Source organism: Flavobacterium sp. P21, from assembly GCF_050632225.1.
Taxonomy (GTDB): domain Bacteria; phylum Bacteroidota; class Bacteroidia; order Flavobacteriales; family Flavobacteriaceae; genus Flavobacterium.
This window is the reverse complement of sequence record NZ_CP192585.1, coordinates 1,729,699-1,753,921: the sequence shown is the minus strand read 5'-3', so window position 1 is coordinate 1,753,921 and position 24,223 is coordinate 1,729,699. Positions and strand designations below refer to the sequence as shown.

14 protein-coding genes and 6 pseudogenes are annotated in these 24,223 nt (G+C 35.3%); 17 read left to right on the top strand and 3 right to left on the bottom strand.

Annotated features, from left to right (window positions below):
* Nucleotides 1–393: 393 nt before the first annotated feature.
* Both ACQ9BO_RS08585 and ACQ9BO_RS08580 read right to left on the bottom strand, forming a co-directional pair.
* Nucleotides 394–1,395: an LLM class flavin-dependent oxidoreductase gene (locus tag ACQ9BO_RS08585; protein WP_431244359.1), complete on the bottom strand. Its 1,002-nt coding sequence runs from the start codon at nt 1,393–1,395 to the stop codon at nt 394–396.
* Nucleotides 1,396–1,495: 100 nt separating this feature from the next.
* The gene (locus ACQ9BO_RS08580) at nt 1,496–2,704 is read right to left on the bottom strand and encodes a polysaccharide deacetylase family protein (RefSeq protein WP_431244358.1); all 1,209 of its coding nucleotides are present in this window, start codon (nt 2,702–2,704) and stop codon (nt 1,496–1,498) included.
* Between the two features lie 169 nt (nt 2,705–2,873).
* Here ACQ9BO_RS08580 and ACQ9BO_RS08575 point away from each other — a divergent pair, with 169 nt between their 5' ends.
* The 10 genes and pseudogenes from ACQ9BO_RS08575 to ACQ9BO_RS08530 all read left to right on the top strand — a co-directional run bounded on the left by ACQ9BO_RS08575 (nt 2,874) and on the right by ACQ9BO_RS08530 (nt 15,482).
* Nucleotides 2,874–4,220: a sigma-54-dependent transcriptional regulator gene (locus tag ACQ9BO_RS08575; protein ID WP_431244357.1), complete on the top strand. Its 1,347-nt coding sequence runs from the start codon at nt 2,874–2,876 to the stop codon at nt 4,218–4,220.
* A gap of 204 nt (nt 4,221–4,424) precedes the next feature.
* Nucleotides 4,425–4,706, top strand: coding sequence for a DUF7674 family protein (locus tag ACQ9BO_RS08570; protein ID WP_431244356.1), 282 nt, complete (start codon nt 4,425–4,427; stop codon nt 4,704–4,706).
* A gap of 151 nt (nt 4,707–4,857) precedes the next feature.
* Nucleotides 4,858–4,935 carry a K(+)-transporting ATPase subunit F gene (gene kdpF, locus ACQ9BO_RS08565; RefSeq protein WP_073099479.1) on the top strand — a complete coding sequence of 26 codons (78 nt, stop codon included), beginning with the start codon at nt 4,858–4,860 and terminating at the stop codon, nt 4,933–4,935.
* Between the two features lie 133 nt (nt 4,936–5,068).
* A pseudogene (gene kdpA / locus ACQ9BO_RS08560) lies at nt 5,069–6,791 on the top strand (potassium-transporting ATPase subunit KdpA).
* Nucleotides 6,792–7,081: 290 nt separating this feature from the next.
* Nucleotides 7,082–9,140, top strand: a pseudogene (kdpB, locus tag ACQ9BO_RS08555) (potassium-transporting ATPase subunit KdpB).
* Nucleotides 9,141–9,234: 94 nt separating this feature from the next.
* Nucleotides 9,235–9,786 carry a K(+)-transporting ATPase subunit C gene (locus tag ACQ9BO_RS08550; RefSeq protein ID WP_431244355.1) on the top strand — a complete coding sequence of 184 codons (552 nt, stop codon included), beginning with the start codon at nt 9,235–9,237 and terminating at the stop codon, nt 9,784–9,786.
* Between the two features lie 396 nt (nt 9,787–10,182).
* Nucleotides 10,183–11,259: a porin gene (locus ACQ9BO_RS08545; RefSeq protein ID WP_431244354.1), complete on the top strand. Its 1,077-nt coding sequence runs from the start codon at nt 10,183–10,185 to the stop codon at nt 11,257–11,259.
* 224 nt (nt 11,260–11,483) lie between these two features.
* Nucleotides 11,484–12,605: pseudogene (locus tag ACQ9BO_RS08540) on the top strand (sensor protein KdpD).
* Between the two features lie 247 nt (nt 12,606–12,852).
* A pseudogene (locus ACQ9BO_RS08535) lies at nt 12,853–14,569 on the top strand (ATP-binding protein).
* 150 nt (nt 14,570–14,719) lie between these two features.
* Nucleotides 14,720–15,482: pseudogene (locus ACQ9BO_RS08530) on the top strand (phosphatase PAP2 family protein).
* Nucleotides 15,483–15,694: 212 nt separating this feature from the next.
* Here the strand turns inward: ACQ9BO_RS08530 and ACQ9BO_RS08525 are convergent.
* Nucleotides 15,695–16,468: an XRE family transcriptional regulator gene (locus tag ACQ9BO_RS08525; protein ID WP_132989572.1), complete on the bottom strand. Its 774-nt coding sequence runs from the start codon at nt 16,466–16,468 to the stop codon at nt 15,695–15,697.
* A gap of 87 nt (nt 16,469–16,555) precedes the next feature.
* Here ACQ9BO_RS08525 and dinB point away from each other — a divergent pair, with 87 nt between their 5' ends.
* The 7 genes and pseudogenes from dinB (at nt 16,556) to ACQ9BO_RS08490 (ending at nt 24,212) form a co-directional block, all read left to right on the top strand.
* A complete protein-coding gene (gene dinB / locus ACQ9BO_RS08520; protein WP_431244353.1) occupies nt 16,556–17,791 on the top strand; it encodes a DNA polymerase IV in 1,236 nt (411 codons plus the stop codon).
* Nucleotides 17,736–20,788 (top strand): annotated as a pseudogene (locus ACQ9BO_RS08515) (DNA polymerase III subunit alpha). The gene dinB and the pseudogene ACQ9BO_RS08515 overlap by 56 nt, the downstream one beginning before the upstream one ends.
* A gap of 106 nt (nt 20,789–20,894) precedes the next feature.
* A complete protein-coding gene (locus ACQ9BO_RS08510) occupies nt 20,895–21,386 on the top strand; it encodes a 3'-5' exonuclease (RefSeq protein ID WP_431244352.1) in 492 nt (163 codons plus the stop codon).
* Complete coding sequence (locus tag ACQ9BO_RS08505; protein WP_431244351.1) at nt 21,386–22,279, top strand: nucleotide excision repair endonuclease; 894 nt, start codon at nt 21,386–21,388, stop codon at nt 22,277–22,279. The genes ACQ9BO_RS08510 and ACQ9BO_RS08505 overlap by 1 nt, the downstream gene beginning before the upstream one ends.
* 138 nt (nt 22,280–22,417) lie before the next feature.
* Entirely contained in the window at nt 22,418–22,960 is a 543-nt protein-coding gene (locus ACQ9BO_RS08500; RefSeq protein WP_431244350.1) for an alpha-ketoglutarate-dependent dioxygenase AlkB family protein, read from the top strand.
* 159 nt (nt 22,961–23,119) lie between these two features.
* On the top strand, nt 23,120–23,581 hold the full coding sequence (locus tag ACQ9BO_RS08495) for a DUF1810 domain-containing protein (protein WP_132989567.1): 462 nt from the start codon (nt 23,120–23,122) through the stop codon (nt 23,579–23,581).
* A gap of 220 nt (nt 23,582–23,801) precedes the next feature.
* Nucleotides 23,802–24,212: an MFS transporter gene (locus tag ACQ9BO_RS08490; protein WP_431244349.1), complete on the top strand. Its 411-nt coding sequence runs from the start codon at nt 23,802–23,804 to the stop codon at nt 24,210–24,212.
* The last annotated feature ends 11 nt before the right edge of the window (nt 24,213–24,223 follow it).

Genomic DNA, 24,223 nt, shown 5'->3' with positions numbered 1-24,223 from the left:
CCCTGATTCTTCTTCTGAAAACCTATGCCATAGCCCCGATAGCGGCGGAAATCCTTTTGTGCCGGGGTTCGGCACAAAAGATTGGAGCGGATAGCGGGATCAGCTCCTTATATATATCAAGACTGCAATACTGAAATTCCAAATTCGCTCTGTCTTAAAAAAAACACTAAGCAGTCTGTTAATATATTAATATGTATGTCAACCATGTGCATAAGACGCACTGCTGTGCGCCTCTACGGAAGATTGGGACCCAATTCAAACTGTGCATACATATATATGTATAAAAAACAAACCCGACAGGTTTTGGAAAACTGGCGGGTTGCGAAGAAATTGGTACCTATATATTATAGTATGTTTTTGTACCTACTTATATATAGTATATATGTGTCGTTTTTAATTCAGACTCTCTATCACTTCTTTTGTTATTTGAATACTTCTTAGTTTTGCCTGATGATCATATATTGGACTTGTAACCATAAGTTCATCAATTTGGGCATAATTGACAAATTTTTTCAAATCAACAATTAATTGTTCTTTGTTTCCTGTAAATGTTCCTGCTGTCATTTGATTGACATGATAACGTTCTGCCTCATTCATAATATCGTCGAGTGATGGAACTGGTGGTTGCAATCCTTTACGATCGTTTCTAATTAAATTTAAAAACATTTGGTACAAACTTGTAGACAATAGTTCTGCTTCTTCATTTGTGTCAGTCGCTATTACATTTACACATGCCATTGTTTTGGGTTTATCCAAAAACTCGGAAGACTGAAAGTTTTCACGATAGAACTCAAATGCCTGAATCATGAGTTTTGGAGCAAAATGTCCAGCAAAGGCATAAGGCAAACCATAAGTCGCCGCTAGAGCCGCACTTTCCATGCTGGATCCTAAAATCCAAATTGGGACTTTTAATCCCTCGGCTGGAAATGCACGGACTTTTCCTGTCGCATTTTCGCTTGAAAAATACTCTTGGAGTTTGCTTACGTTTTGCGGAAAGCGCTGTGCCTGCTCAAAAAAGTCTTTTCTGATTGCTTCGGCGGTTGGTTGATCTGTTCCTGGTGCTCTTCCTAAACCTAAATCAATTCGGCCTGGATAAAGCGTTTCCAATGTTCCGAATTGTTCAGCTACTACTAAAGGCGAATGATTCGGCAACATGATTCCACCAGAACCTACGCGGATATTTTCTGTTTGACTTGCCACATATCCAATTAAAACTACAGTTGCCGTACTGGCAACGTGTGCCATATTGTGATGTTCTGCCAACCAAATTCTTTTGTATCCTAATCTGTCGGCTAATTGTGCAATGTCTTTTGTTTTTTGAAATGTTTTTGTTGCGTTGCTATCTTGGTTGATAATTGCAAGTTCTAATATTGAGACTGAAATTGGTTTTTTCATATAAATTAAGGCTAAAATGCAAAATTAAGTCATTTATATGAATGCGTTTTGCTTTCTTCTGTTAAGAGAATTATAATATTTGTAACTACAAATATCACCGCTACAATTGTAACAAAATTAGTTTATGATTTGTTTGACCATCATTTTTAATCTTTAAATCTTTAGTCGACTCTATTTCAAATTTAGATTTTGTTTTTATGTTTAACGAAACAGCTCGATTTCTAAAATTTTGGGGAATTTCTGGAAGCTGAATCGTCACAATTACTTCTTTGTTTTTCTGCTGAAAATCGACTTTAATTCTATCTCTTAACCAAATATATTCGTAAACTTCCTGCCACGGTGCCATCCAGATGGAATCGTTTCCTTTTTCGCCATATTTATCGGCTAGTGTTGTCATATAATACTTGAAATCTGGAAAACGCATGCTTAAATTCCACAGATTTGAATTTCCTGTTCCGTGCGTAAATTCGTTGAACCAAATTGAATTTGGTTGTTTTACAATCGAATCTACAGTTTTCAAAAAACGGTCCATTGTTTTAAAACTGGTTGTATCTTTTGAACTTTGAACAAAAGTTCGGGCAGAAATCATTTTATCTAAATCTACTTTTGAATCAACTTTAAAAACTGGTCCGACACCATAATAAGACGCTACCGAAAAATGTTCATTATTAAGAGCGTCTTTTTCATATTCCAAATAATATTTTTCATCACCTTCTCCGCCAGGAACCACAAAATGCGACATTGTGAAATCTAGATTTTGTTTAATCGAAGATACATTTTCAGTTACTTCCGTCAAATAATTAGTCCCGTGTTTGGTAGCGTGATGAAATCCGTGGTTCAAAATATCCCAACCGGCATTATAAATTTCATTTACCTCAGCCCATGAAAGGTGCCCACGATTTTCTGGCAAAGCACGAATTGATCCGCCGTTGATGGCTAATGCGAGTTTAAATGGAATTTTATTTCCCATTCCATCCGAATAAAAAAGACCTTTTGAAGTTGTCCCATCTCCACCTTGATCGATTTTCCATTCATTTATATTAGAATTGCTTATTTTTCCTCCATTCAATAATGGGAAAGCCGTCAAATAAGCAGACCTGTAACCGTCATCGAGCGTGAAACTGTAGGCAAAATGTTTATTATATTTTAAAGGAGAAACGGCAATTTTGATTTTATCTGCCGATTTTAGTTTTATTTTGAATGAAATGGTTTTCGGTTTCGAAGAATCTTTTTCAACAATTCCATTTGAAAAACTTTTAAAGCTTCCGAAAATTACGATAGCTACTATAAGGAGAATTCGTTTTGACATAAATTTTAGTGGTTCATTTTCTGCTTTAAAAGTACATTTCTTTTCCAAAAGAATATTTTAAAACTTATTATTATCCTAAAAATAATTTCTGCAGATTCAAAAAAGCGAACAGATTTTAAACCTAAATTTGTACATCAAAATACTAAATTCGGTTTTAGCTTATCTGCAAATGACACACAAAATTTTAATTATAGACGACGAAGAAAAACTGAGAAGTCTGCTGGCACGAATTATAAAATCGGAAGGATTTGAAGTTTTTGAATCGAAGGATTTAAAATCGGGTTTCAAAAAACTGGAACAAACCGAAATTGATGTTGTTTTATGTGATGTAAAACTGCCCGACGGAAATGGTGTCGATTTTGTTCAAAATATAAAAGGAAGTTTTCCGCTGGCAGAAATAATTCTGTTAACTGCTTTCGGAAATATTCCCGACGGCGTTCAGGCCATGCGAAACGGTGCTTTTGATTATATTGTAAAAGGTGATGATAACGACAAAATTATTCCACTTCTTTATAAAGCTGTCGAAAAAGTGCAATTGCAGAAAAAAGTACAGCAGTTAGAAAAACGAATCAATGATAAATATTCCTTTTCTACTATTATAGGTAAATCAAAAGGAATTGAACAAGTCATTGATCTTGCACAAAAAGTGGCCAAAACTGATTCGACTGTTTTATTAACTGGCGAAACCGGAACTGGAAAAGAAGTTTTTGCACAGGCAATTCACGAAAACAGCAATCGCGTTGGAAAATCTTTTGTGGCTTTAAACTGCAGTACTTTCAGTAAAGAAATTCTGGAGAGTGAACTTTTCGGTCATAAACAAGGTGCTTTTACCGGAGCTTTAAAAGATAAAAAAGGTTTTATTGAAGAAGCGAATGGCGGAACTTTGTTTCTAGATGAAATTGGCGAAATGCCGATTGATCTTCAAGCTAAATTATTGCGTGTTTTAGAAACCAGCGAATATATTCCCATTGGAGATACGACTCCAAAAAAATCAAATTTCAGATTAATTGCGGCTACAAATCGCGATTTGAAAGAAGAAAGTGAAGCACATCGTTTCCGTTCTGATTTGTATTTCCGTTTAAATATTTTCGAAATTAAATTGCCTTCTTTACGAGAAAGAATTAAAGACATTCCACTTTTGGCGAATTATTACGTTAAACAGTTTTCCGAAAAAACGAATAAAAAAGCATTGCAGATTGGCGATGATTTTCTTCAGAAATTAGAAAATTATTCCTGGCCGGGAAATATTCGTGAACTTAAAAATGTTATCGAAAGATCGGTTATTTTGAGTAATGGAGATATTTTGACTGCAGATGTTCTGCCTTACGAAATGCAACATCAGGCTGAAAACAATTCAAAACCAATGTCGGCTTTTTCGATGCAGAGTATTGAGAAACTGCATATTCAAAAGGTTTTAAATTATACGAGAGGCAATAAAGCAGAAACGGCTAGATTATTAGAAATTGGGATTGCAACTTTGTATCGAAAGATTGAAGAATATAATATACAACCGTGATCCTACAAGGTTTTGAAAACCTTGCAGGAAATGCAATCGACCTTATCATTTCAATAAAAGCTTATCATTTTGATAGGCTTTTTTTATGCTCTTTTTTTGGCATAAAACTACATTCCTTTTATTTACAACACTTTACATCTTAACTTCTTTTTTCGGAACATATTTTGGCATAGAGAGGAAAAAAACATTAAAAAAATCCTTCTCATGAAAAATCAAGTTACCTCAATCTATAAACAAGCGGAACGCTTTGCTGAGATTACTAAAAAATCAATTATCTGTGGCAATATCGTTCGGGCTAAAAAATGTTTAGCACTTGCTGAACGGTTGTTTAATACAGGGAGTATCGAAACTAAAAACGCCATTTCAAATGTGTATGTTTTCTCCGTTTCATCTTTTATGGAAATGCGTCACTGCAATATCTCACATCTTTTTCCACAAACTCTTAAAGCAGAATATATCAAACAGGTTAATGCTTCAGGAGTGTAAAAAGTTTAATCGGTTAACTGTTTAATTGTTTAATCGATAAAAATCTAAAATCTAAAATAAAATTATGATCACCATCCTCCTTCTCGCTTTAGCAGTTTTACTGTTTGCGATTTGTTATTTATCAGTTGAATTCTTTGAAAAAATCTAAATAATGACAGCACTATTTATTATTTCAATCGCCGTTTTTGTGTATTTGATTTACGTATTAATCAAACCTGAAAAATTCTAAAATGAAAAAGTCAAATTATAAAAGTAAAAATACACCATTATTATATGCGTGCGCAGTCTGGGCGTTAACCTTCATTGTGCTGGTTCTATTTTTATAAATGCCAAAAAATAAAATAATTTCTAACAAATAAAATATGAATACAGAATTAATAGGTGTTATAGGAGTTTTTCTCTTGACGATTGTTCTGGCAATTCCATTCGGAAAATATATTGCCAAAGTTTTCTTAGGAGACAAAACAATCCTTGACCCCATTTTCAATCCAATTGAAAAATTTATTTTTAAAATCAGCGGTATTAATCCAGCTGAAGAAATGAACTGGAAACAACACTTAAAAGCACTTTTAAGCATCAATATGCTTTGGTTCTTTCTCTGCTTCTTTGTTTTGCTTTTTCAGGGCTCTTTGCCTTTAAATCCAGATAATAATCCGTCAATGACTCCCGATTTGGCTTTTAATACTGCTATTTCATTTTTGGTCAATTGCGATTTACAACATTATTCAGGCGAAAGTGGTGTTTCTTACCTGTCTCAGATGGTTTTAATGTTCCTGCAATTCGTTTCGGCTGGTGTCGGAATCGGCTGCCGCGGTAATGGTTTTTACTGCAATGCGCGAAAGAACTACAGATAAACTAGGGAATTTTTATACTAATTTAGTTAAAAGCTGTACTCGAATCTTGCTTCCTCTTTCTGCTATTGTTGCCATTGCATTAGTTTTTAGCGGAACTCCTATGACTTTTGAAGGAAAAGATACTATTACCACTTTACAAGGTGATCAGGTTGAAGTTTCTCGCGGGCCAGCAACTGCATTCGTGGCAATCAAACATATTGGTACAAACGGAGGCGGATTTTTTGGAGCTAACTCAGCACATCCTTTAGAAAACCCAACATATCTCTCGAATGCAATTGAACTTTGGGCACAATTGATCGTCCCATTTGCGATGATTTTTGCACTTGGATTTTTCCTAAATAAAAGGAAATTATCGTATGTAATTTTTGGTGTAATGACCGTTGGATTCTTACTCTTGGTAATTCCGACAATGTCTGCCGAAATGAATGGAAACCCTGCTATTGAAAAAATGGGAGTTTCACAATCAACCGGAGCAATGGAAGGAAAAGAAGTTCGGTTTGGCCCAGCTATTTCAGGGTTTTGGAGTATTGCTACAACCGTGATTTCTACAGGATCTGTAAATAGTATGCACGATAGTTCTATGCCGATTTCTGGAGCAATGCAGTTATTAGCCATGATGGTAAATGCTTTTTACGGCGGATGTGGTGTCGGTTACCTCAACTTTTACATCTTTATTATTCTAGCCGTATTTATCTCTGGTTTAATGGTTGGCCGAACTCCTGAATTTTTAGGAAAGAAAATTGAAGCACGGGAAGTTAAAATTGTCGCTTTTATCGCGATTATTCACCCATTATTGATTTTAGCCGGAACTGCTTTAGCTTCTTATTTTGCCGCACATGACACTGCAATGGGTTATTGGTTCAGCGGAAACGCAACAGGCTGGCTAAACAATCCAGGCAATCATGGTTTCTCAGAGATGTTATATGAATATACTTCAAGCGTCGCTAACAACGGTTCTGGTTTTGAAGGTTTAGGAGATAATAATCCGTTTTGGAATATCACAACTGGAATTGTTTTATTGTTGAGCCGTTTCATTCCGATTATTGGGCCTCTTGCAATTGCAGGTTTGTTAGCCAATAAAAAATACATTCCTGAAAGTGCAGGAACTCTTAAGACTGACACAACTATTTTCGGAATTATGACTTTTGCCGTGATCGCTATTATTGTCGCTTTATCATTCTTTCCTGCATTAGCTTTAGGTCCATTAGCAGAATACTTTACACTAAAATAATAATTCATTTTTCAATGCTTAAATTATTTTAAACACATAGAAACATATATTTTTTCTTTTCTAAAAAAGATGAATAAAAAGAAACTAGTTTCTAACACATAGTTGAATAACAAATTGTTCATTCTTATTTTAAATATAGCCCGTGGTTTCAACCACTGGAAACGGATTGCCGAGACACAGATTGTGATATGCGTTGCGTCCCAGCGGTTAAAACCGCTGGCTATGTTTTATAACCTATATGTTTTTTACGCATAACATTTTACAAATAACATTTAACTTTTTACAAGAAAATGACAACTAATAAATCCACATCATTATTTGAGAGCCAGCAGGTAAAAGAAGCCTTCGTGCAGTCTTTTGTGAAGCTGAATCCAAAATTGATGATCAAAAATCCGGTAATGTTTACCGTAGAAATCGGAACTGCCATTATGTTTGCAGTCTGCATTTCGATCTTAATGGGCGCAACCGATCAGGGAAGCTTAGCTTACAATATTGTCGTATTCCTTATTTTATTTGCTACTCTTTTGTTCGGAAATTTTGCCGAAGCCATTGCTGAAGCTAGAGGAAAAGCACAAGCCGACAGTTTAAGAAAAACCCGTGAAGAAACTCCGGCAAGACAGATTCTTCCAAACGGAGAAATCAAAAACGTAAGTTCTTCAACATTAAAAAAAGACGATATTTTCATTTGTGAAGCAGGTGATTTAATTGTCGCGGATGGAGAGATTATTGAAGGGCTCGCTACAATTGACGAAAGTGCGATTACAGGAGAAAGTGCTCCCGTGATTCGTGAAGCAGGCGGTGACAAATCATCAGTTACAGGAGGAACAAAAGTACTTTCAGATAAAATAAAAGTACGAGTAACTTCTGAACCTGGCGAAAGTTTCTTAGATAAAATGATTGCTTTGGTTGAAGGTGCGAGCCGTCAAAAAACACCAAACGAAATTGCTTTAACAATTCTGTTAGCCGCTTTCACTTTAATCTTCATCATTGTCTGTGTAACCTTAAAATCTTTCGCAGATTATGCTAATGCACCAATTACGATTGTCGCTTTTATTTCGCTTTTTGTCTGTTTAATTCCAACCACAATTGGAGGTTTATTATCTGCTATCGGAATTGCGGGAATGGACAGAGCTTTACGTGCCAACGTAATTACAAAATCAGGGAAAGCGGTTGAAACTGCCGGAGATATTGATGTTTTGCTTTTGGATAAAACAGGAACGATTACAATTGGAAACAGAAAAGCAACGAATTTTTATCCAACAAAAGGAATCTCTTTTGATGATTTTGTGAAATCGGCTGTATTGAGTTCTCTTGCCGATGATACGCCTGAAGGGAAAAGTATTTTGGAATTAAGTGAATCTATCGATGTAAAAAGTGATACTAAAGCAAGTGCTTTGAAAAACACTTCTGAAATTTCACAAACTATCAAATTTACTGCTGAAACCAGAACATCAGGTGTTATTTTAAAAGATGGAACAAACATTCGTAAAGGCGCACAAGATGCTCGCAAGGAATATTGCACAACAAGCTGGAAATTCTTTTCCAGAAGATACAGCACAGCAAGTAATTTCTATTTCTTCTAATGGAGGAACGCCTTTAGTAGTAATAAAAAACAACGAAATTCAAGGTGTTATCGAACTTCAGGATATTATCAAAACCGGAATGAAAGAACGTTTTGAACGCTTACGCCGAATGGGAATCAAAACGGTTATGGTCACAGGAGATAATCCGTTGACTGCTAAATTTATTGCCGAAAAAGCTGGTGTTGATGATTTTATTGCTGAAGCAAAACCAGAAGATAAAATGAACTACATCCGAAAAGAACAAGCAGAAGGACGTTTGGTTGCCATGATGGGTGACGGAACAAATGACGCTCCTGCCCTTGCACAAGCCAACGTTGGAGTTGCCATGAACAGTGGAACTCAAGTCGCAAAAGAAGCTGGAAACATGGTCGACCTTGACAATGATCCAACGAAACTAATAGAGATTGTAGAAATTGGAAAACAGCTTTTAATGACTCGTGGAACTTTGACGACTTTCTCAATTGCCAATGACGTTGCTAAATATTTCGCTATTGTTCCTGCCTTATTTATTACAGCAATTCCAGCGTTGCAAGGTTTAAATATCATGCATTTGCATAGTCCTGAAAGTGCGATTTTATCGGCTGTTATTTTTAATGCGATTATCATTCCGATATTGATTCCGCTTGCGCTAAAAGGTGTTGATTATCGACCTATTGGAGCTAGTGCCATCTTAAAAAGAAACCTTTTGATTTATGGTTTAGGAGGAATTATTGTTCCCTTTATCGGAATCAAAATAATTGATATAATCGTTACTCTCTTCATGTAAAAAAAGTTGCTAAGGTACTGAGATACTAAGATGCTAAGTTTTTTTACTTAGTCCCTCAGAGCCTTAGTCCCTTAGAACCTCTAAAAGCAAAAAAATGAAAAATATATTCTCACTCATAAAACTTACAGTAGCATTACTATTGTTATTCATCGTTATCTACCCTTTAGCTATTTACGGGATAGGTCAGCTCGCTCCAAATCAAGGAAAAGGAGAAACTATTTCGGTTAACGGAAAAGTTGTTGGCTATCAAAAAATCGGTCAAAAATTCGATAAGTCGAATTATTTCTGGGGAAGACCTTCATCTGTAGATTACAACAGCGCGGGAAGTGCCGGAAGCAACAAAGGCCCAAGCAATGCTGATTATCTGGCTTTGGTTCAAAAAAGGATTGATACGCTTTTATTAGTTCATCCTTACTTGAAAAAATCTGATATTCCGTCTGATATGGTAACCGCTTCGGGAAGTGGTTTAGATCCGAATATTTCTCCTCAAGGCGCTTTGATTCAGGTGAAACGAATTGCTAAAGAACGAAAACTGGATGAAGCTAAAGTAAAAGCTTTGGTGGAATCTAAAATTAATACGGCTGTTGTTGGGCCTGAAACGGTCAATGTTTTGGAATTGAATGTGGCTCTTGATCAGTTGAAATAAAGGTTCAGAGGTTTTACTCGCGTATTCTTGTCATTTCGACGTAAGGAGAAATCTTCGCAAGAAGCTCCGCAAAGAATATCAATCTGTGTCGATTTAGCAACGAAGATTTCTCCTTACGTCGAAATGACAAACAGAACGGTAACTGGAATCGAAAAACTAAAACTTAAATGAAATACCTAACAGGTTTTGGAAACCTGTTAGGATATAAAACCTATATAATACTAAAACGCCTTTTTACCCCAAATGTCCTAGCCCCGATAGTAGTGGAAATCCTTTTACTTTTTTCTTTAAAAAGCAAAAGATTGAAACGGATAGCGGGAAATAGCTCCTAAAAAATCTACTTAATAATTTAATAACGAGGACGAGATTGCTTCGTTCCTCGCAATGACTAACAAAATGAAAAAAATAATACTTACCGCTTTAATCACTTTTGGTTATAGCAATTTACACGCACAGTCAGCATCTAAAAGTCCGTTTACGTTTTCAGGATATGTAGACGTTTATTATAGTTATGATTTTGGGAAACCGGAAAATCATACTCGTCCAAACTTTTTTTACAGTTATAATAAAAGCAATGAAGTGAACCTGAATTTGGGAATGGCAAAAGTGAATTATTCGACAGAAAATGTTCGTGGAAATTTTGCTTTGATGGCTGGAACTTATCCGCAATATAATATGTCGGCTGAACAAGGTCTTTTGCAAAATGTTTATGAAGCGAATGTTGGCGTAAAGATTTCGCAAAAACATGATTTATGGATTGATGCGGGAATTATGCCTTCGCATATTGGTTTTGAAAGTGCGATTGGAAAAGATTGCGCCAATTTAACCCGAAGCATTTTGGCGGAGAACTCGCCTTATTATGAAGCGGGAGTAAAAATTGGTTATACTTCTGATTCTGGAAAATGGTATTTGGCCGGAATGTATTTGAACGGCTGGCAGAGAATTCAGAAAATTGATGGAAATCAAACGCCTGCTTTTGGAACGCAAGTTACGTACAAACCATCTGATCGGGTTGTTTTGAACTGGAGCACTTATGTTGGAAACGAACAGACGGATATTGATAAAAAATGGCGTTACTTTAATAATTTCTATGGACAATTTAAAGTAGCCGAAAAAGTAAATCTGACAACTGGATTTGATATTGGTTCTCAGCAATCGGCTAAAGGAAGCGATAAATATGATGTTTGGTTTTCGCCTGTTGTAATTCTGCAATACAAGCCAACTGATAAAATTCAGCTTGCAACACGAGGTGAATATTACAGCGACGAAAAAGGTGTAATAATCTCAACTGAAACACCAAACGGATTTAAAACTTACGGATTTTCAGCTAACTTTGATTACTTAGTTACGGATAATGTTATGTTTAGAGTTGAAGCGAGAAATCTATCAAGTAAAGATGAAATTTTCACAAAAAACAATCAGCCAACGGATACGAATACGTTTGTAACAACTTCGCTGGCAATTAGTTTCTAGAAAATATTTTTTGCCACAGATTACACAGATTAAAAGGATTCTTTGTGTTTGCCACGAATTGCACAAATTTTCACGAATTAATTACTTTAACGTTTATGCCATTTTTAAAATAAAAATTTGTGCAATTCGTGTAATTCGTGGCAAACACAAAGAATCCTTTTAATCTGTGAAATCTGTGGCTAAAAAAACTTAGTGTCTTAGCGCCTTCGTGGCAAAACAAAAAAATGGAAAACGAAAACAACGCACAGCATTTTCTGGATTTGATTCAGAAATCACGGAAAGGGAAATTTAAAATCTACATTGGAATGAGTGCCGGTGTGGGCAAAACTTTTCGTATGCTTCAGGAAGCGCATTCGTTATTGAAAAACGGAATCGATGTAAAAATCGGCTACATCGAAACGCATATGCGAAAGGAAACACATGAATTATTAGCTGGCCTTCCTATTATTCCAAGGCGAACAATTTTTTATAAAGGAAAACAGCTTGAAGAACTTGATGTACAAGCAATTATTAATCTTCGTCCGGAAGTTGTTATTGTTGATGAATTGGCGCATACCAATATTGAAGGAAGTAAAAACGAAAAACGCTGGCAGGATGTTCTGGAAATTCTCGATGCAGGAATTAATGTAATTTCGGCGGTTAATATTCAGCATATTGAAAGTTTAAATGAAGATGTAAAACGAATTACGAATATTGATGTTCAGGAACGAATTCCCGATAATGTTTTACGATTGGCGGATGAAGTCGTGAATATCGATTTGACTTCTGAAGATTTGATTGCTCGTTTAAAGGAAGGAAAAATTTATACGGCAGATAAAATTCAGACCGCTTTAGCGAACTTTTTAAATCGGAACAGATTCTTCAATTGCGCGAATTGGCGTTGAAAGAAGTAGCGAGTCAGGTGGTTCGAAAAGTAGAAAGTGAAGTTCCGAATCTGCATGCTTTACGGCATGAAAAATTATTGGCTTGCATTAGCGGCAACGAGAAAACAGCCAAAATTATAATTAGAAAAGTAAGCACGTTTAGCGAGTTATTATAATGGTTCCTGGTATGTTTTGTATGTCGAAACGCCAAAAGAAAGTAGTAATAGAATTGCACTTGACAAACAAAGACATTTAATTAATAACTTTAAACTCGCTGTGCAATTGGGTGCGGAAGTTATTAAATTAGAAAATTCAAATATTACGGATGCTATTTTGAAAACGGTAGAAGAAAAACAAATTACAACGGTGTGCATCGGGAAACCGCATTTTAATTTGTTTAAAGTAATTTTGTCTACAACAATTTTCAGACGTTTGCTGAACAAATTGTCTCTGTCAAATGTTGATCTTGTTATACTATCATGAAAAAATATTAAACCATATAAGTTATATAAGTTCATTTAATACGGGACGTTGAAGTTTAACCGCAAAGAGCACAATGATTTACGCAAAGTTCGCTAGAGTTTTTGCTCGCAAAGTCGCAAGGGCGCAAAGTTTTTCATCTAATCCTTGCGTGCTTTGCGAAACCTTAGCGCTCTTTGCGGTTAAAAAAGCAACTCTAATATTTCCTTACATAACTTATATGGTTCAAAAAAACTAAATGTTTTATAAAATGAGAATTAAAACCAAATTGAATCTGGGTGTTGGATTGTTATTTTTAATGATCATTATACTTTCGCTGGTTAGCGGATATTCTGTTTTTTGATAAAAGCAGATACAGAGAATATTCTAAAAGCAAATTATAATACGCTGGAATATTCCCGAAATATGATTTTGTCTTTGGATGAAATCAAAATGAATGATGACAACAAGATTCATGTTTTCAAAGAATATCTTGAAAAACAAACTCAAAATGTTACCGAACCCGGAGAAAAAGAAGCTACGGCGAATCTTGAAAAAAGTTTCACTCTTTTAGAACAAAATGGCGCTAATGAAGCCATAAAAACACAAATTCGGAAAGACATTTTTGCGATTATGAAGCTTAATCTCGATGCGATAAAACAGAAAAGTGACATTGCAAAACTCACCGCCGAAAATGCTAATTTATGGATTGCTATTGTGGGAAGTTTATGCTTTTTGATTGCTTTTAATTTACTGGTTAATCTGCCAAATAATATTGCAAACCCTATAAAAGAATTAACACTGAGTATCAGAGAAATTGCTAATAAAAATTATTCTGAAAGAGTTCATTTTACGAGTCACAGCGAGTTTGGCGATTTGGCAAAATCGTTCAATACGATGGCGCAGAAACTTCAGGAATATAACGACAGTAATTTATATAAACTCTTTTTTGAAAAGAAACGTCTCGAAACGCTTATCAATAATATGAATGATCCAATTATTGGTTTGGATAATGAAAATATTGTTTTGTTTGCCAATGATGAAGCATTAAAAATTATTGGTCTGAAGTTAGAAGATGTTATTGGAAAATCGGCTTCAGAACTGGCTTTGTCAAATGATTTGATTCGCTCTTTGATTTTAAAAGAAGATTCAGATATTCCTAAAAAACAACCGCTTAAAATCTTTGCTCATGGAAAGGAAAGTTATTTCGAAAAAGAAATTCTGAACATTACCATAGTTCCAACGGGAGAAGAAAAGGAAATCAATATTGGCGATGTAATTATTCTGCGAAATATTACGCTTTTTAAAGAATTGGATTTTGCCAAAACCAATTTTATTGCGACAGTTTCACACGAATTAAAAACACCTATTGCGTCTATAAAATTAAGTCTTCAATTGCTTGAAAATGCTAAGACAGGCGATATGAACGACGATCAGAAACAATTGGTTGAAAGCATAAAAGATGACAGTCAGCGACTCTTGAAAATTACAGGCGAATTACTGAATTTATCGCAATTGGAAACTGGAAATATTCAGCTTAATATCGAAAAAAGTAATCCGCATGAAATTGTAAATTATGCGGTTGAAGCAGTAAAAGTTCAAGCCGACCAAAAACAGATTCAGTTAATTGTTCATGCCGATGAAAACCTAACCGAGGTAAAAGCCGACAGCGAAAAAACAGGCTGGGTTTTGATTAATTATTTATCGAATGCGATTCGATATTCATCTGAAAAAAGTATGATCCACATCAAACTGAAAAAGAAAACAATCAAATCGTATTTCAGGTTATTGATACCGGAAAAGGAATTGATGCACGATATAAAGACCGAGTTTTTGATAAATATTTTCAAGTTCCGGGAAGTCAGAAATCTGGAACGGGATTAGGTTTAGCGATTAGCAAAGAGTTTATTGAAGCACAGAATGGAAGTGTTGGTGTAGAAAGCAATTTAGGATTGGGAAGTACTTTTTGGTTTGCATTAAAAGTTTAAAAAATAAAACAATTCTTATAAAATTTAAAAAAATATAATATATTTATAATTGAATTTTGTCTTTAATTAATATTCACTTAAGGTTCAATTAAGTACAAAATACTAGGTTCAAAACATTCGTTAATTTGTAAAATATAACAACCCAAAAAAATGTTCTACAAAGCGATTTTCCTTCTATTTCTGTTCGGATTCTTTTCTGCAAACGCGCGACAAAATGATTCTATTACAAAAATTGACAGCACGTCAAATAATTTGAAATTCAATTACAAACAGCTAATTATTCCGTCGGTTTTGATTGGGTACGGCGTAATTGGAATTGGAAATGATCAACTTTTAAGCTTCAATCGCCAGATAAGAGCAGAAGTTAAAGAAGATATTGACGAAAAAATCACAATTGATGACTTCTCTCAATACGCACCTGCGAGCATCTGTTTATGCTTTGAATGCTTTTGGCGTAGAAGGGAAAAATAATATGCGTGATCGCTCTGTGATATTTGCAACTTCGTATATTATTATGGCAACGACTGTTTTGAGCTTGAAATCGATTGTACATGAAGAAAGACCTGATGGAAGTTCAAACAACTCCTTCCCTTCTGGACATACTGCAACTGCTTTTGCTGGAGCAGAATTTTTATATCAAGAATACAAAGACAAATCGATTTGGTACGGAATTGCAGGTTATGCCGTTGCAACAGGAACCGGACTTTTTAGAATTTACAATAATCGTCATTGGCTGACAGATGTTGCCGCTGGAGCGGGAATCGGGATTTTGAGTACCAAAATTGCGTATTGGATTAATCCGTATATCACAAAAAAATTATTTAAGTCAGATTCTGAAAACAAATCAACTTCGATGATAATGCCTTTTTATAATGGACAGCAATATGGATTGGGTTTTGCGAAAGTTTTTTAGTTTTTTGCCACGAAGGCGCTAAGACACAAAGTTTATTTTAAAAGCCACAGATTCCCCAGATTAAAAAGATTTTTTTCGCCACGAATTACACAAATTTCCACGAATTATATTTGAATAAAAATTTGTGTAATTCGTGTAATTCGTGGCGAAAAAATCAAAAAAAGTCATTTTTAAATCCTTTTAATCTGGGGAATCTGTGGCAAAAACTCTTTTTATGTATTCGAAGTATTATTCTTAATCTCTCGAACTTCACGTTTCAATTCTAAAAGCAAATCTTTCATTTCCCCAGTTTCCGTCGTTTCTTGTTTTTTATCTGAACGGCCGATATTGCATTCGTATTCCCAAATCTCCAAAATATCAGAAGCTTTCACTTCATAATTCGGATAAAAACTATTATCAGATTCTAAAACCAAACTATTCTTTTTGTTTTTATTGAGACGTTTATACACCATTCCTTCACTTTTAGTGATAAGAATATAGGTTTTGCCGTCCATCACCTCTCCTAGCTTTTCTACATAACGACCAATAATAATAGAACCATCTTCGTGTGGAGGCATTGAATCGCCTTCAACTGGAAAACCTCTATGCTTACCTGGTCCTAAAAACGGAAGTGTAATCTGCTGTAAACTTTCAATATATTCTGGATCAGCATATCCGTTAAGGTAACCGGCTTTTGCTTTTTGAGATACAATTTCAATAAAATTTTCTCCAAAACTATCCACCTGAATGGGCAAAATAAGTCGGTTGCCTTCCAGTTTTATCAAATTTTGCACATCAATCTTACGGATATCGACAGATAATATCAAGTCGATACTCATATGAAAATATAATGCAATCTTCTTTAAAATGTCATACGGTGCTTCCGAAGTTCCATCTTCGTATTTTACGTATCTACCTCTGGTAATGCTAAGGTTTTCAGCTAATTTCTCCTGCGATATTTTATGCTTAACCCTTAATGCTCTGATGTTGTCTGAAAATAAGGACATAATTAATTTGTTATAATTTGGAACAGCAAATATACAAAAAATTGTTATCACCTGTACTAATTTTGTTTCATACAAAAACAAAGGAAAATGACACGGGCAATTGTACATATGGATTTGGATACCTTTTTTGTATCCTGCGAAAGACGCACCAACTCAGAACTCAACGGAATTCCACTTATTATTGGCGGAGGCGACCGAGGCGTTGTGGCATCTTGTTCTTATGAAGCTCGTAAATATGGAGTGCGTTCTGCCATGCCAATTCGTATGGCATTAAAACTTTGCCCAGACGCAAAAGTGATGAAAGGCGACATGGAATTATATTCGCAACTCTCTCATGATGTTACCGAAATTCTTCAGGAAAAAGCGCCTGTTTTAGAAAAAGCGAGTATCGATGAATTTTATATGGACATTACCGGAATGGATAAATTTCACGGAAGTTATAAATGGACAAATGAATTGGCGCAGAAAGTCATTAAAGAAACCGGACTGCCAATTAGTTTTTCGTTATCCATCAATAAAACCGTTTCTAAAATCGCTACAGGCGAAGGAAAGCCTGTTGGAAATCTTCAAATTCCGGAACAAGAAGTCCAAGACTTTTTAAATCCGCTTTCGATTCAAAAAATCCCGATGGTTGGCGCTGTTACTTTTCAACTTTTATCTCGAATTGGCGTTCGTAAAATTCAGACTTTAGCCGAAATGCCTGCTGAGGTTTTACAACAAATGATTGGCAAAAATGGCCTGGAACTTTGGAAGAAAGCGCACGGAATCGACCACACGCCTGTTGAACCTTATACCGAAAGAAAATCAATTTCAACCGAAACTACTTTTTCTCAGGATACTATTGATCTTGCAAAACTGAGAAGAATATTATTAGGAATGGTCGAAAAACTGGCTTTCCAGCTTCGTGCGGAACAATGGCTGACCTCAACTGTGACAGTCAAAATACGTTACGCCAATTTTGATACTGAAACCAAACAATGCCGAGTAGCTTATACTTCAGCAGATCATGTTTTGACCAAAAATGTAATAGAACTTTTTGAAAAAGTCTACCAGCGTCGTATGCGTCTGCGCTTGATTGGTGTTCGCTTTAGCGGATTGGTCCGCGGAACGTATCAAATTGATCTTTTTGAAGATACTCAGGAAATGCTTTCACTCTACGAAGCGATGGACAAAATGAAAAGTCGTTACGGTTTTGATGCCGTAATGCGCTGTGCTGGAGCTCACTTTAAACCAAATACTAAAGACGAAATTTTAAAAGAAAAAAATAATGTATCTCAATTGTCATTCATACCATTCATTACGTTACGGCACAATTCCGCTTAAGGATTTGATTGCCGAAGCCGTTTTGCACGGTATAAAAGCAATGGCATTGACCGATATTAATACCGTTACCGGAATTTACGATTTTATAAAAGCGTGTCAGGAAAACGGAATTAAACCTTTGGTTGGAATGGAATTTCGATGTAATCACGAATTCCGATATATTGGTTTAGCGCAAAATGCAGAAGGTTTGGCAGAAATGAATCGATTCTTAACAGAACATAATTTCAGCGGAGAAACTCTGCCTTTGCGTGCTCCAAAATTCGAATCCGCATTTGTGATTTATACTTTAGAAAATGCCCCTGAAACGCTTTTTGAAAATGAATTTATCGGAGTTCGTCCTGAAGAAGTTTCTGGTCTTCTGACTTCAAAACATAAAAATAAAATCTCCAAAATGGTGATTTTACAGCCTGTAACTTTTAGAAGTAAAAAAGAATACAATCTACACAAAGTGCTTCGTGCTATTGATACGAATATTATTTTATCGAAACTTACAGAAGCAGATTATTGCAAAGTTTCTGATGTGATGAAACCTGTAGTATCGATTCTACCTTTCTATGAAAAATATCCTGAAATCATTTTAAATACACAACGCATCATTGACGATTGTAATTTTCAATATGATTTTTCAGCTAAAAGAAATAAAAAATTCTTTACTAAAAACCGTCAAAAAGATTTAGAAAAACTGACCGAATTGGCTTGGGAAGGATTTGAAAAACGTTATGGAAACGAAAATATTGAAGCAAAAGCTCGCGTAGAAAAAGAGTTAAAAGTAATTGACGAATTAGAATTCAGCGGTTATTTTTTAATTACTTGGGATATTATTCAATACAGCAATAGCCAAGGTTTTATGCACATTGGTCGTGGAAGCGGTGCCAACAGCATCATTGCCTATTGCCTCGGAATTACAGATATCTGCCCTATCGAATTAGATTTGTATTTTGAGCGTTTTCTAAATCTAAACCGTAAAACTCCGCCAGATTTTGATATCGATTGGAGCTGGCAGGAACGCAATACAATTTTAGAATATATCTTCGGAAAATACGGCAAAGATCACGTTGCTTTTTGCGGTACGAACGTCGAGTTTAAATATCGTTCTATTTTTAGAGAAGTCGGAAAAGTTTTTGGTCTTCCTAAAGAAGAACTGGATATGCTGGCTAAAAATCCAATGGCTTTGCATGAATCCAATAAAATCGTAAAAATGGTTCAGCAATACGGAATGTTGCTTGAAAAATACCCGAATCAACGAAGCATGCATGCCTGCGGAATTTTGATTTCTGAAAAGCCCATTACGAATTATACGCCTCTGGAAATGCCTCCAAAAGGTTTTCCAATCGTGCTTTTTGACATGCATATTGCCGAAGAAATTGGTTTTGATAAATTCGATATTCTGAGTCAGCGAGGTATCGGACATATTGATGACAGTGTAAAACTAATTGCCAAAAACCGCGGTATAAAAGTTAATATTCGTGACACTTCAATTTCTAAAGACGAAGCGGTTTGCAATTCTTATTTAGCAAAAGGACATACGATTGGCTGTTTTTATATCGAAAGCCCTGCTATGCGTGGTTTACTGCGTCGTTTAAATTGTGATAATTATAAAATTCTGGTCGCCGCGTCGTCTATTATTCGTCCCGGAGTAGCACAATCGGGAATGATGAAAGAGTATATTTTCCGTCATAATAATCCAACGCAGTTTGAGTATTTTCATGAGGTTTTTAGGGAACATCTCGGAGAAACTTACGGTATTATGGTTTATCAGGAAGATGTAATTAAAATCGCCCAGCATTATGGCGGACTTCCCGCTCCTGACGGCGATATTCTGCGTCGTGCCATGTCTGGAAAAGGAAGATCTTTGGAAGCGTTGCAGAAAGTAAAAGATAATTTCTTCGCGAGTTGTGCTCAAAAAGGGCATCCATTATCGCTGAGTCAGGAAATTTACCGTCAGATTGAATCTTTTGCGGGCTATTCTTTCTGCAAAGCGCATTCGGCTTCTTATGCGGTTGAAAGTTATCAGAGTTTGTATTTGAAAGTCAATTATCCCGTCGAATTTATGACGGCAGTAATCAACAATCAAGGCGGATTTTACAGAACCGAAGTTTATGTACACGAAGCAAGAATGTCTGGCGGAACGATTCATAATCCGTGTGTGAATAAAAGCGAATATCAAACTACTTTGTATGGAACTGATATTTACCTTGGTTTTATGCACATTCAAAGTCTGGAATTTAAAATTGCTCATTTGATTGAAGAAGATCGAAACAAAAAAGGCGATTTTAATTCTCTGGAAGATTTTATCAACCGAATTCCAATTGGGATTGAAGGCGTTAAAACATTGATTTTTATTGATGCTTTTCGCTTTACAGGAAAAACCAAAAATCAGCTTTTGGTAACTGCAAGTCTGTTATTGAATAATTTTAAGCCTGAAAACAGAGATTTGAAATTACTGCAAGAGCCCGTTAAAGAATACAAACTTCCAACATTGGAACGCTCTGTTTTTGAAGATGCTTTTGACGAAATCGAACTTTTGAGTTTTCCTGTTTCCTGTACTGTTTTCGATCTATTGCAAACCAAACATCGTGGAGATGTTATGGCGAAAGATTTGGTTCAATATCATAAAAAACAAGTCAGAATGCTGGCGTATTTGATTTCCAGAAAACACGTTCCGACAAAAAAGGAACGATGTATTTCGGAACCTGGATTGATCATGAAGGCACTTATTTTGACACCGCTCATTTTCCGGATAGTTTAGAAAAACATCCTTTTCAGGGCGGAGGTTGTTATTTGTTGTTAGGAAATGTCGAAGTCGATTATCATTTTCCGACCATTACGATAACCAAAATGGCCAAAATGCCTTTTATTCCAGATCCGCGTTATATGGATGCTAAAGATCAATACAGAACACAAAACCAGATTAAAGAAGATATAAGCCTTACACATAGAAAACCTTATCCGCAGGGACATGAAATTAATCTGCCGAGACATAGAATGAAGTTTTAGTTTTCAGTCGCAGTCTCAGTATTCAGGACTGAGACTGAAAACTGAGACTGAGACTGAGAACTGAACACTAAAAAAATAACTAAAGAACAACTTACGTTATATAAAGATGAAAAATACGGAATATGCTATAGTCGATATCGAAACCACAGGCGGAAATGCCAGTGGAAGTCGCATTACTGAAATTGCGATCATTATTCATGATGGTAAAAATGTACTGGATCGTTATGAAACACTTGTAAATCCTGAGCAGGAAATTCCTCCTTCTATTTTTGGATTAACGGGTATTAATAACGAAATGGTTGCCAATGCGCCAATCTTTGATGACATTTCTGAGAAAGTACTCGAAATGCTAACCGACCGTATTTTCGTCGCACATAACGTAAACTTCGATTATTCGTTTGTGCATCATCAGCTGGAACAAGCTGGTTTTAAATGGTCTGCAAAAAAACTTTGTACCGTTCGCGTCGCTCGAAAAATCAAACCGGGTTTAGGTTCTTATAGTTTAGGAAATCTTTGTAACTCGTTGAATATTTCTTTAGAAAACCGACATCGCGCCGGCGGAGATGCCGATGCTACTGCTCTACTTTTTCTCTTTTAATGGAATGGGACGATGCAGGAGAAATCGAAAAAATGATTAAAAAAACGGCACAAGATCAACGTCTTCCTCCTAACCTTCCGCCAGATGATTTCAATAATTTACCAGACAAACCTGGTGTATATTATTTTTATAATCAAGCTAAAAAAGTGATTTATGTTGGAAAAGCGATTAATCTAAAAAAACGTGTGGCTTCTCATTTTAGCGGAAATAATATTAATCCGCAGAGACAGCATTTTTTAAGGGATATCCACGGAATTTCTTTTGAAGTCTGCGCTACAGAATTGATGGCACTTCTTTTAGAATGCACCGAAATCAAAAAACTTTGGCCGACTTACAACAGAGCCTTAAAACGTTTTGAAGCCAAATTTGGTATTTACCAATACGAAGCCCGAAATGGTTATAAATATCTTGCCATTGGGAAAGTGAGCAAATTTCAGATCTGTTTGCATGAATTCAGCAGTTTATATGAAGGCACTAATATTCTTAGAAGTTTAGCTGAACGATTTGAAATTGATCATCGTTTCTGCAAATATTCAAAATCTGAGGAAGGAGAGTTTTTCCAGAATAATAATCCGCAAAGCCTGCCTGATGTTATCATGCATAATGCACAAATCGATAACGCTATTGACTTCTTATTAAACAACAGACCCACTTTTGCTATAATCGACAAAGGAAGGTCTAAAGAAGAAAAAAGCTGTATCTGGATCGAAAATGGCCATTTTTATGGAATGGGATATATTCCGTCAGATATTTCAATTCAAGATCCATTGGAAGCAAAAAATTATACCGAACCTTATAAGAGCAACCAATATATCGAGCAGTTAATCTTTTCTTATGCAGAAAAAAATCCTAGAAAAGTATTCTTCAATAAACCGTTATTAAACCAAAACTAATCTGTTTTCAGATTCCGAATTAAATTAAAAAATAGAGCTGTAAAAAATCCAAATTATGACACTATTTAGCGATACCGAATTATTCACGACAGGTTTGGGAGGAAAAAAATATTTGACATTCCAGATTCTGAACTCATTTTGATTGAGAATTTCTTCACTAAAGAAGAATCGGATCATTTTTATGAAAGAATACTACGCAAAACCAAATGGCGAGAATATGAAATGGAAATTTATGATAAAACCTATACCGTTCCTCGAATGATTTCTTGGTACGAAGACAAAGATAATCCTGGCGCAGATCCAAAAGGTCCAGACTGGACGTATGAATTATTAAAAATCAGAGGCCGTGTAGAAAAAGAAACTCAGCTTGATTTTAACAGCCTTCTGTTAAATTTATATCGAAACGGAAAAGACGGAGTTGGCTGGCACAGCGACCGGGAAGACAATTCTGGAAAAGATCCGATTATAGCTTCGGTAACTTTTGGTGAAACGAGAATATTTAAATTGCGCCATAAATTCAATAAGGAAATTCCTCAGATTGAAATTCCGCTACATCATGGTTCGTTTCTACTGATGGCAGGAACGACTAATAGTTTTTGGCAACATCAAGTTCCAAAAACAGCTCGAGATGTTTTGCCAAGGATCAATCTTACCTTTAGAAGAACCAATCGAAATCTTTGATTTTTATAACATTGAACTCTAAAAAAAGCATTTTTTATTTAAAACCACGTAAGATATTCCTTCTTTAAAAAGTTAAAACATGCACTGTATGAACCTTTTATTAGGCTAACCCTATCTTTTTTACTATTTTTGCAACCTTTTTCAAAATACAATACCATAATGGCTTATTCTAACAATGATTTATCGCGTTTCTTAGATGCGCAAAACAAACTTTATCTTACTGCTCTTTCTGAAATCAGCAAAGGGAAAAAAGAGACCCATTGGATGTGGTTTATTTTTCCTCAAATAAAAGGTTTGGGCAAAAGCGATACAGCAAATCTTTATGCCATTAACGATTTAAAAGAAGCTTCTGACTATTTGGAACACCCGATTCTTGGAAAACATTTAATCGAAATTTCAGAACTTTTACTAAGCTTTAAAATGAAATCGGCAGATGGGATTTTTGGAGATTTAGATGCACGCAAATTGCGTTCGTCTATGACACTATTCTCATTAGTTGAAAACACAAATCCTATATTTCAGGAAATTCTGGATGCTTTCTTTTCAGGAGAATCTGACCCGCTTACCTTGTCTATTATTAATTCAACAATAAAATCATCTGCTGAACCTGTTGCATTATAACAGTTTCCAGATTATTTGCATCAAAGGAGACATTGCTTAATTGCAATGTCTTTTTTTGTTCCATATCTTCTCTTCAGAATTTTTCGTTGTAATTTTCTTCGTTTACTTTTTATTCTCAACAAAAAAACAATCAATTAAGATTCTTAACTCTAAAAATAAGAATTTTCAGAGAATTAATTTCTAACTTGCATATTAGAAACCACCCCTAACTAACCAAATCATGTCTGAAAAAATTAAAACCTTACAAATCATTCATCTCGGCATTTGCGCTGGTACGATTGTATTCTATTATATCTTAGGTGACCTTTCGATTGAAAAATTGCGAATTCCCACCATCGACTCATCATCGATAATTTATGTTGCAATTCCAGTTGTAGCATTTGTTTTGAGTACTTTTTTATTCAAATCCCAATTGAAACAAATCAATCCCAAATTAAAACTCGAGGAAAAGTTTCCAATTTATCAAACCGCGTCAATCATGCGCTGGGGTGTTCTTGAAGGTGCGACATTTCTGATCTTAATTTTAAAACCAGATTTTATATTATTTGGAATACTGATTTTAATTTATCTGATTTTTTTAAGACCAACCGCAGAAAGAATTGACAATGATTTATCGGATACCAACAATTAGAAACAAAAAAA

Coding starts and splice junctions, on each gene's coding strand:
- ACQ9BO_RS08585 (WP_431244359.1), bottom strand. CDS start 1,395: ATGAAAAAACCAATTTCAGTCTCAATATTAGAACTTGCAATTATCAAC.
- ACQ9BO_RS08580 (WP_431244358.1), bottom strand. CDS start 2,704: ATGTCAAAACGAATTCTCCTTATAGTAGCTATCGTAATTTTCGGAAGC.
- ACQ9BO_RS08575 (WP_431244357.1), top strand. CDS start 2,874: ATGACACACAAAATTTTAATTATAGACGACGAAGAAAAACTGAGAAGT.
- ACQ9BO_RS08570 (WP_431244356.1), top strand. CDS start 4,425: ATGAAAAATCAAGTTACCTCAATCTATAAACAAGCGGAACGCTTTGCT.
- kdpF (WP_073099479.1), top strand. CDS start 4,858: ATGACAGCACTATTTATTATTTCAATCGCCGTTTTTGTGTATTTGATT.
- ACQ9BO_RS08550 (WP_431244355.1), top strand. CDS start 9,235: ATGAAAAATATATTCTCACTCATAAAACTTACAGTAGCATTACTATTG.
- ACQ9BO_RS08545 (WP_431244354.1), top strand. CDS start 10,183: ATGAAAAAAATAATACTTACCGCTTTAATCACTTTTGGTTATAGCAAT.
- ACQ9BO_RS08525 (WP_132989572.1), bottom strand. CDS start 16,468: ATGTCCTTATTTTCAGACAACATCAGAGCATTAAGGGTTAAGCATAAA.
- dinB (WP_431244353.1), top strand. CDS start 16,556: ATGACACGGGCAATTGTACATATGGATTTGGATACCTTTTTTGTATCC.
- ACQ9BO_RS08510 (WP_431244352.1), top strand. CDS start 20,895: ATGAAAAATACGGAATATGCTATAGTCGATATCGAAACCACAGGCGGA.
- ACQ9BO_RS08505 (WP_431244351.1), top strand. CDS start 21,386: ATGGAATGGGACGATGCAGGAGAAATCGAAAAAATGATTAAAAAAACG.
- ACQ9BO_RS08495 (WP_132989567.1), top strand. CDS start 23,120: ATGGCTTATTCTAACAATGATTTATCGCGTTTCTTAGATGCGCAAAAC.
- ACQ9BO_RS08490 (WP_431244349.1), top strand. CDS start 23,802: ATGTCTGAAAAAATTAAAACCTTACAAATCATTCATCTCGGCATTTGC.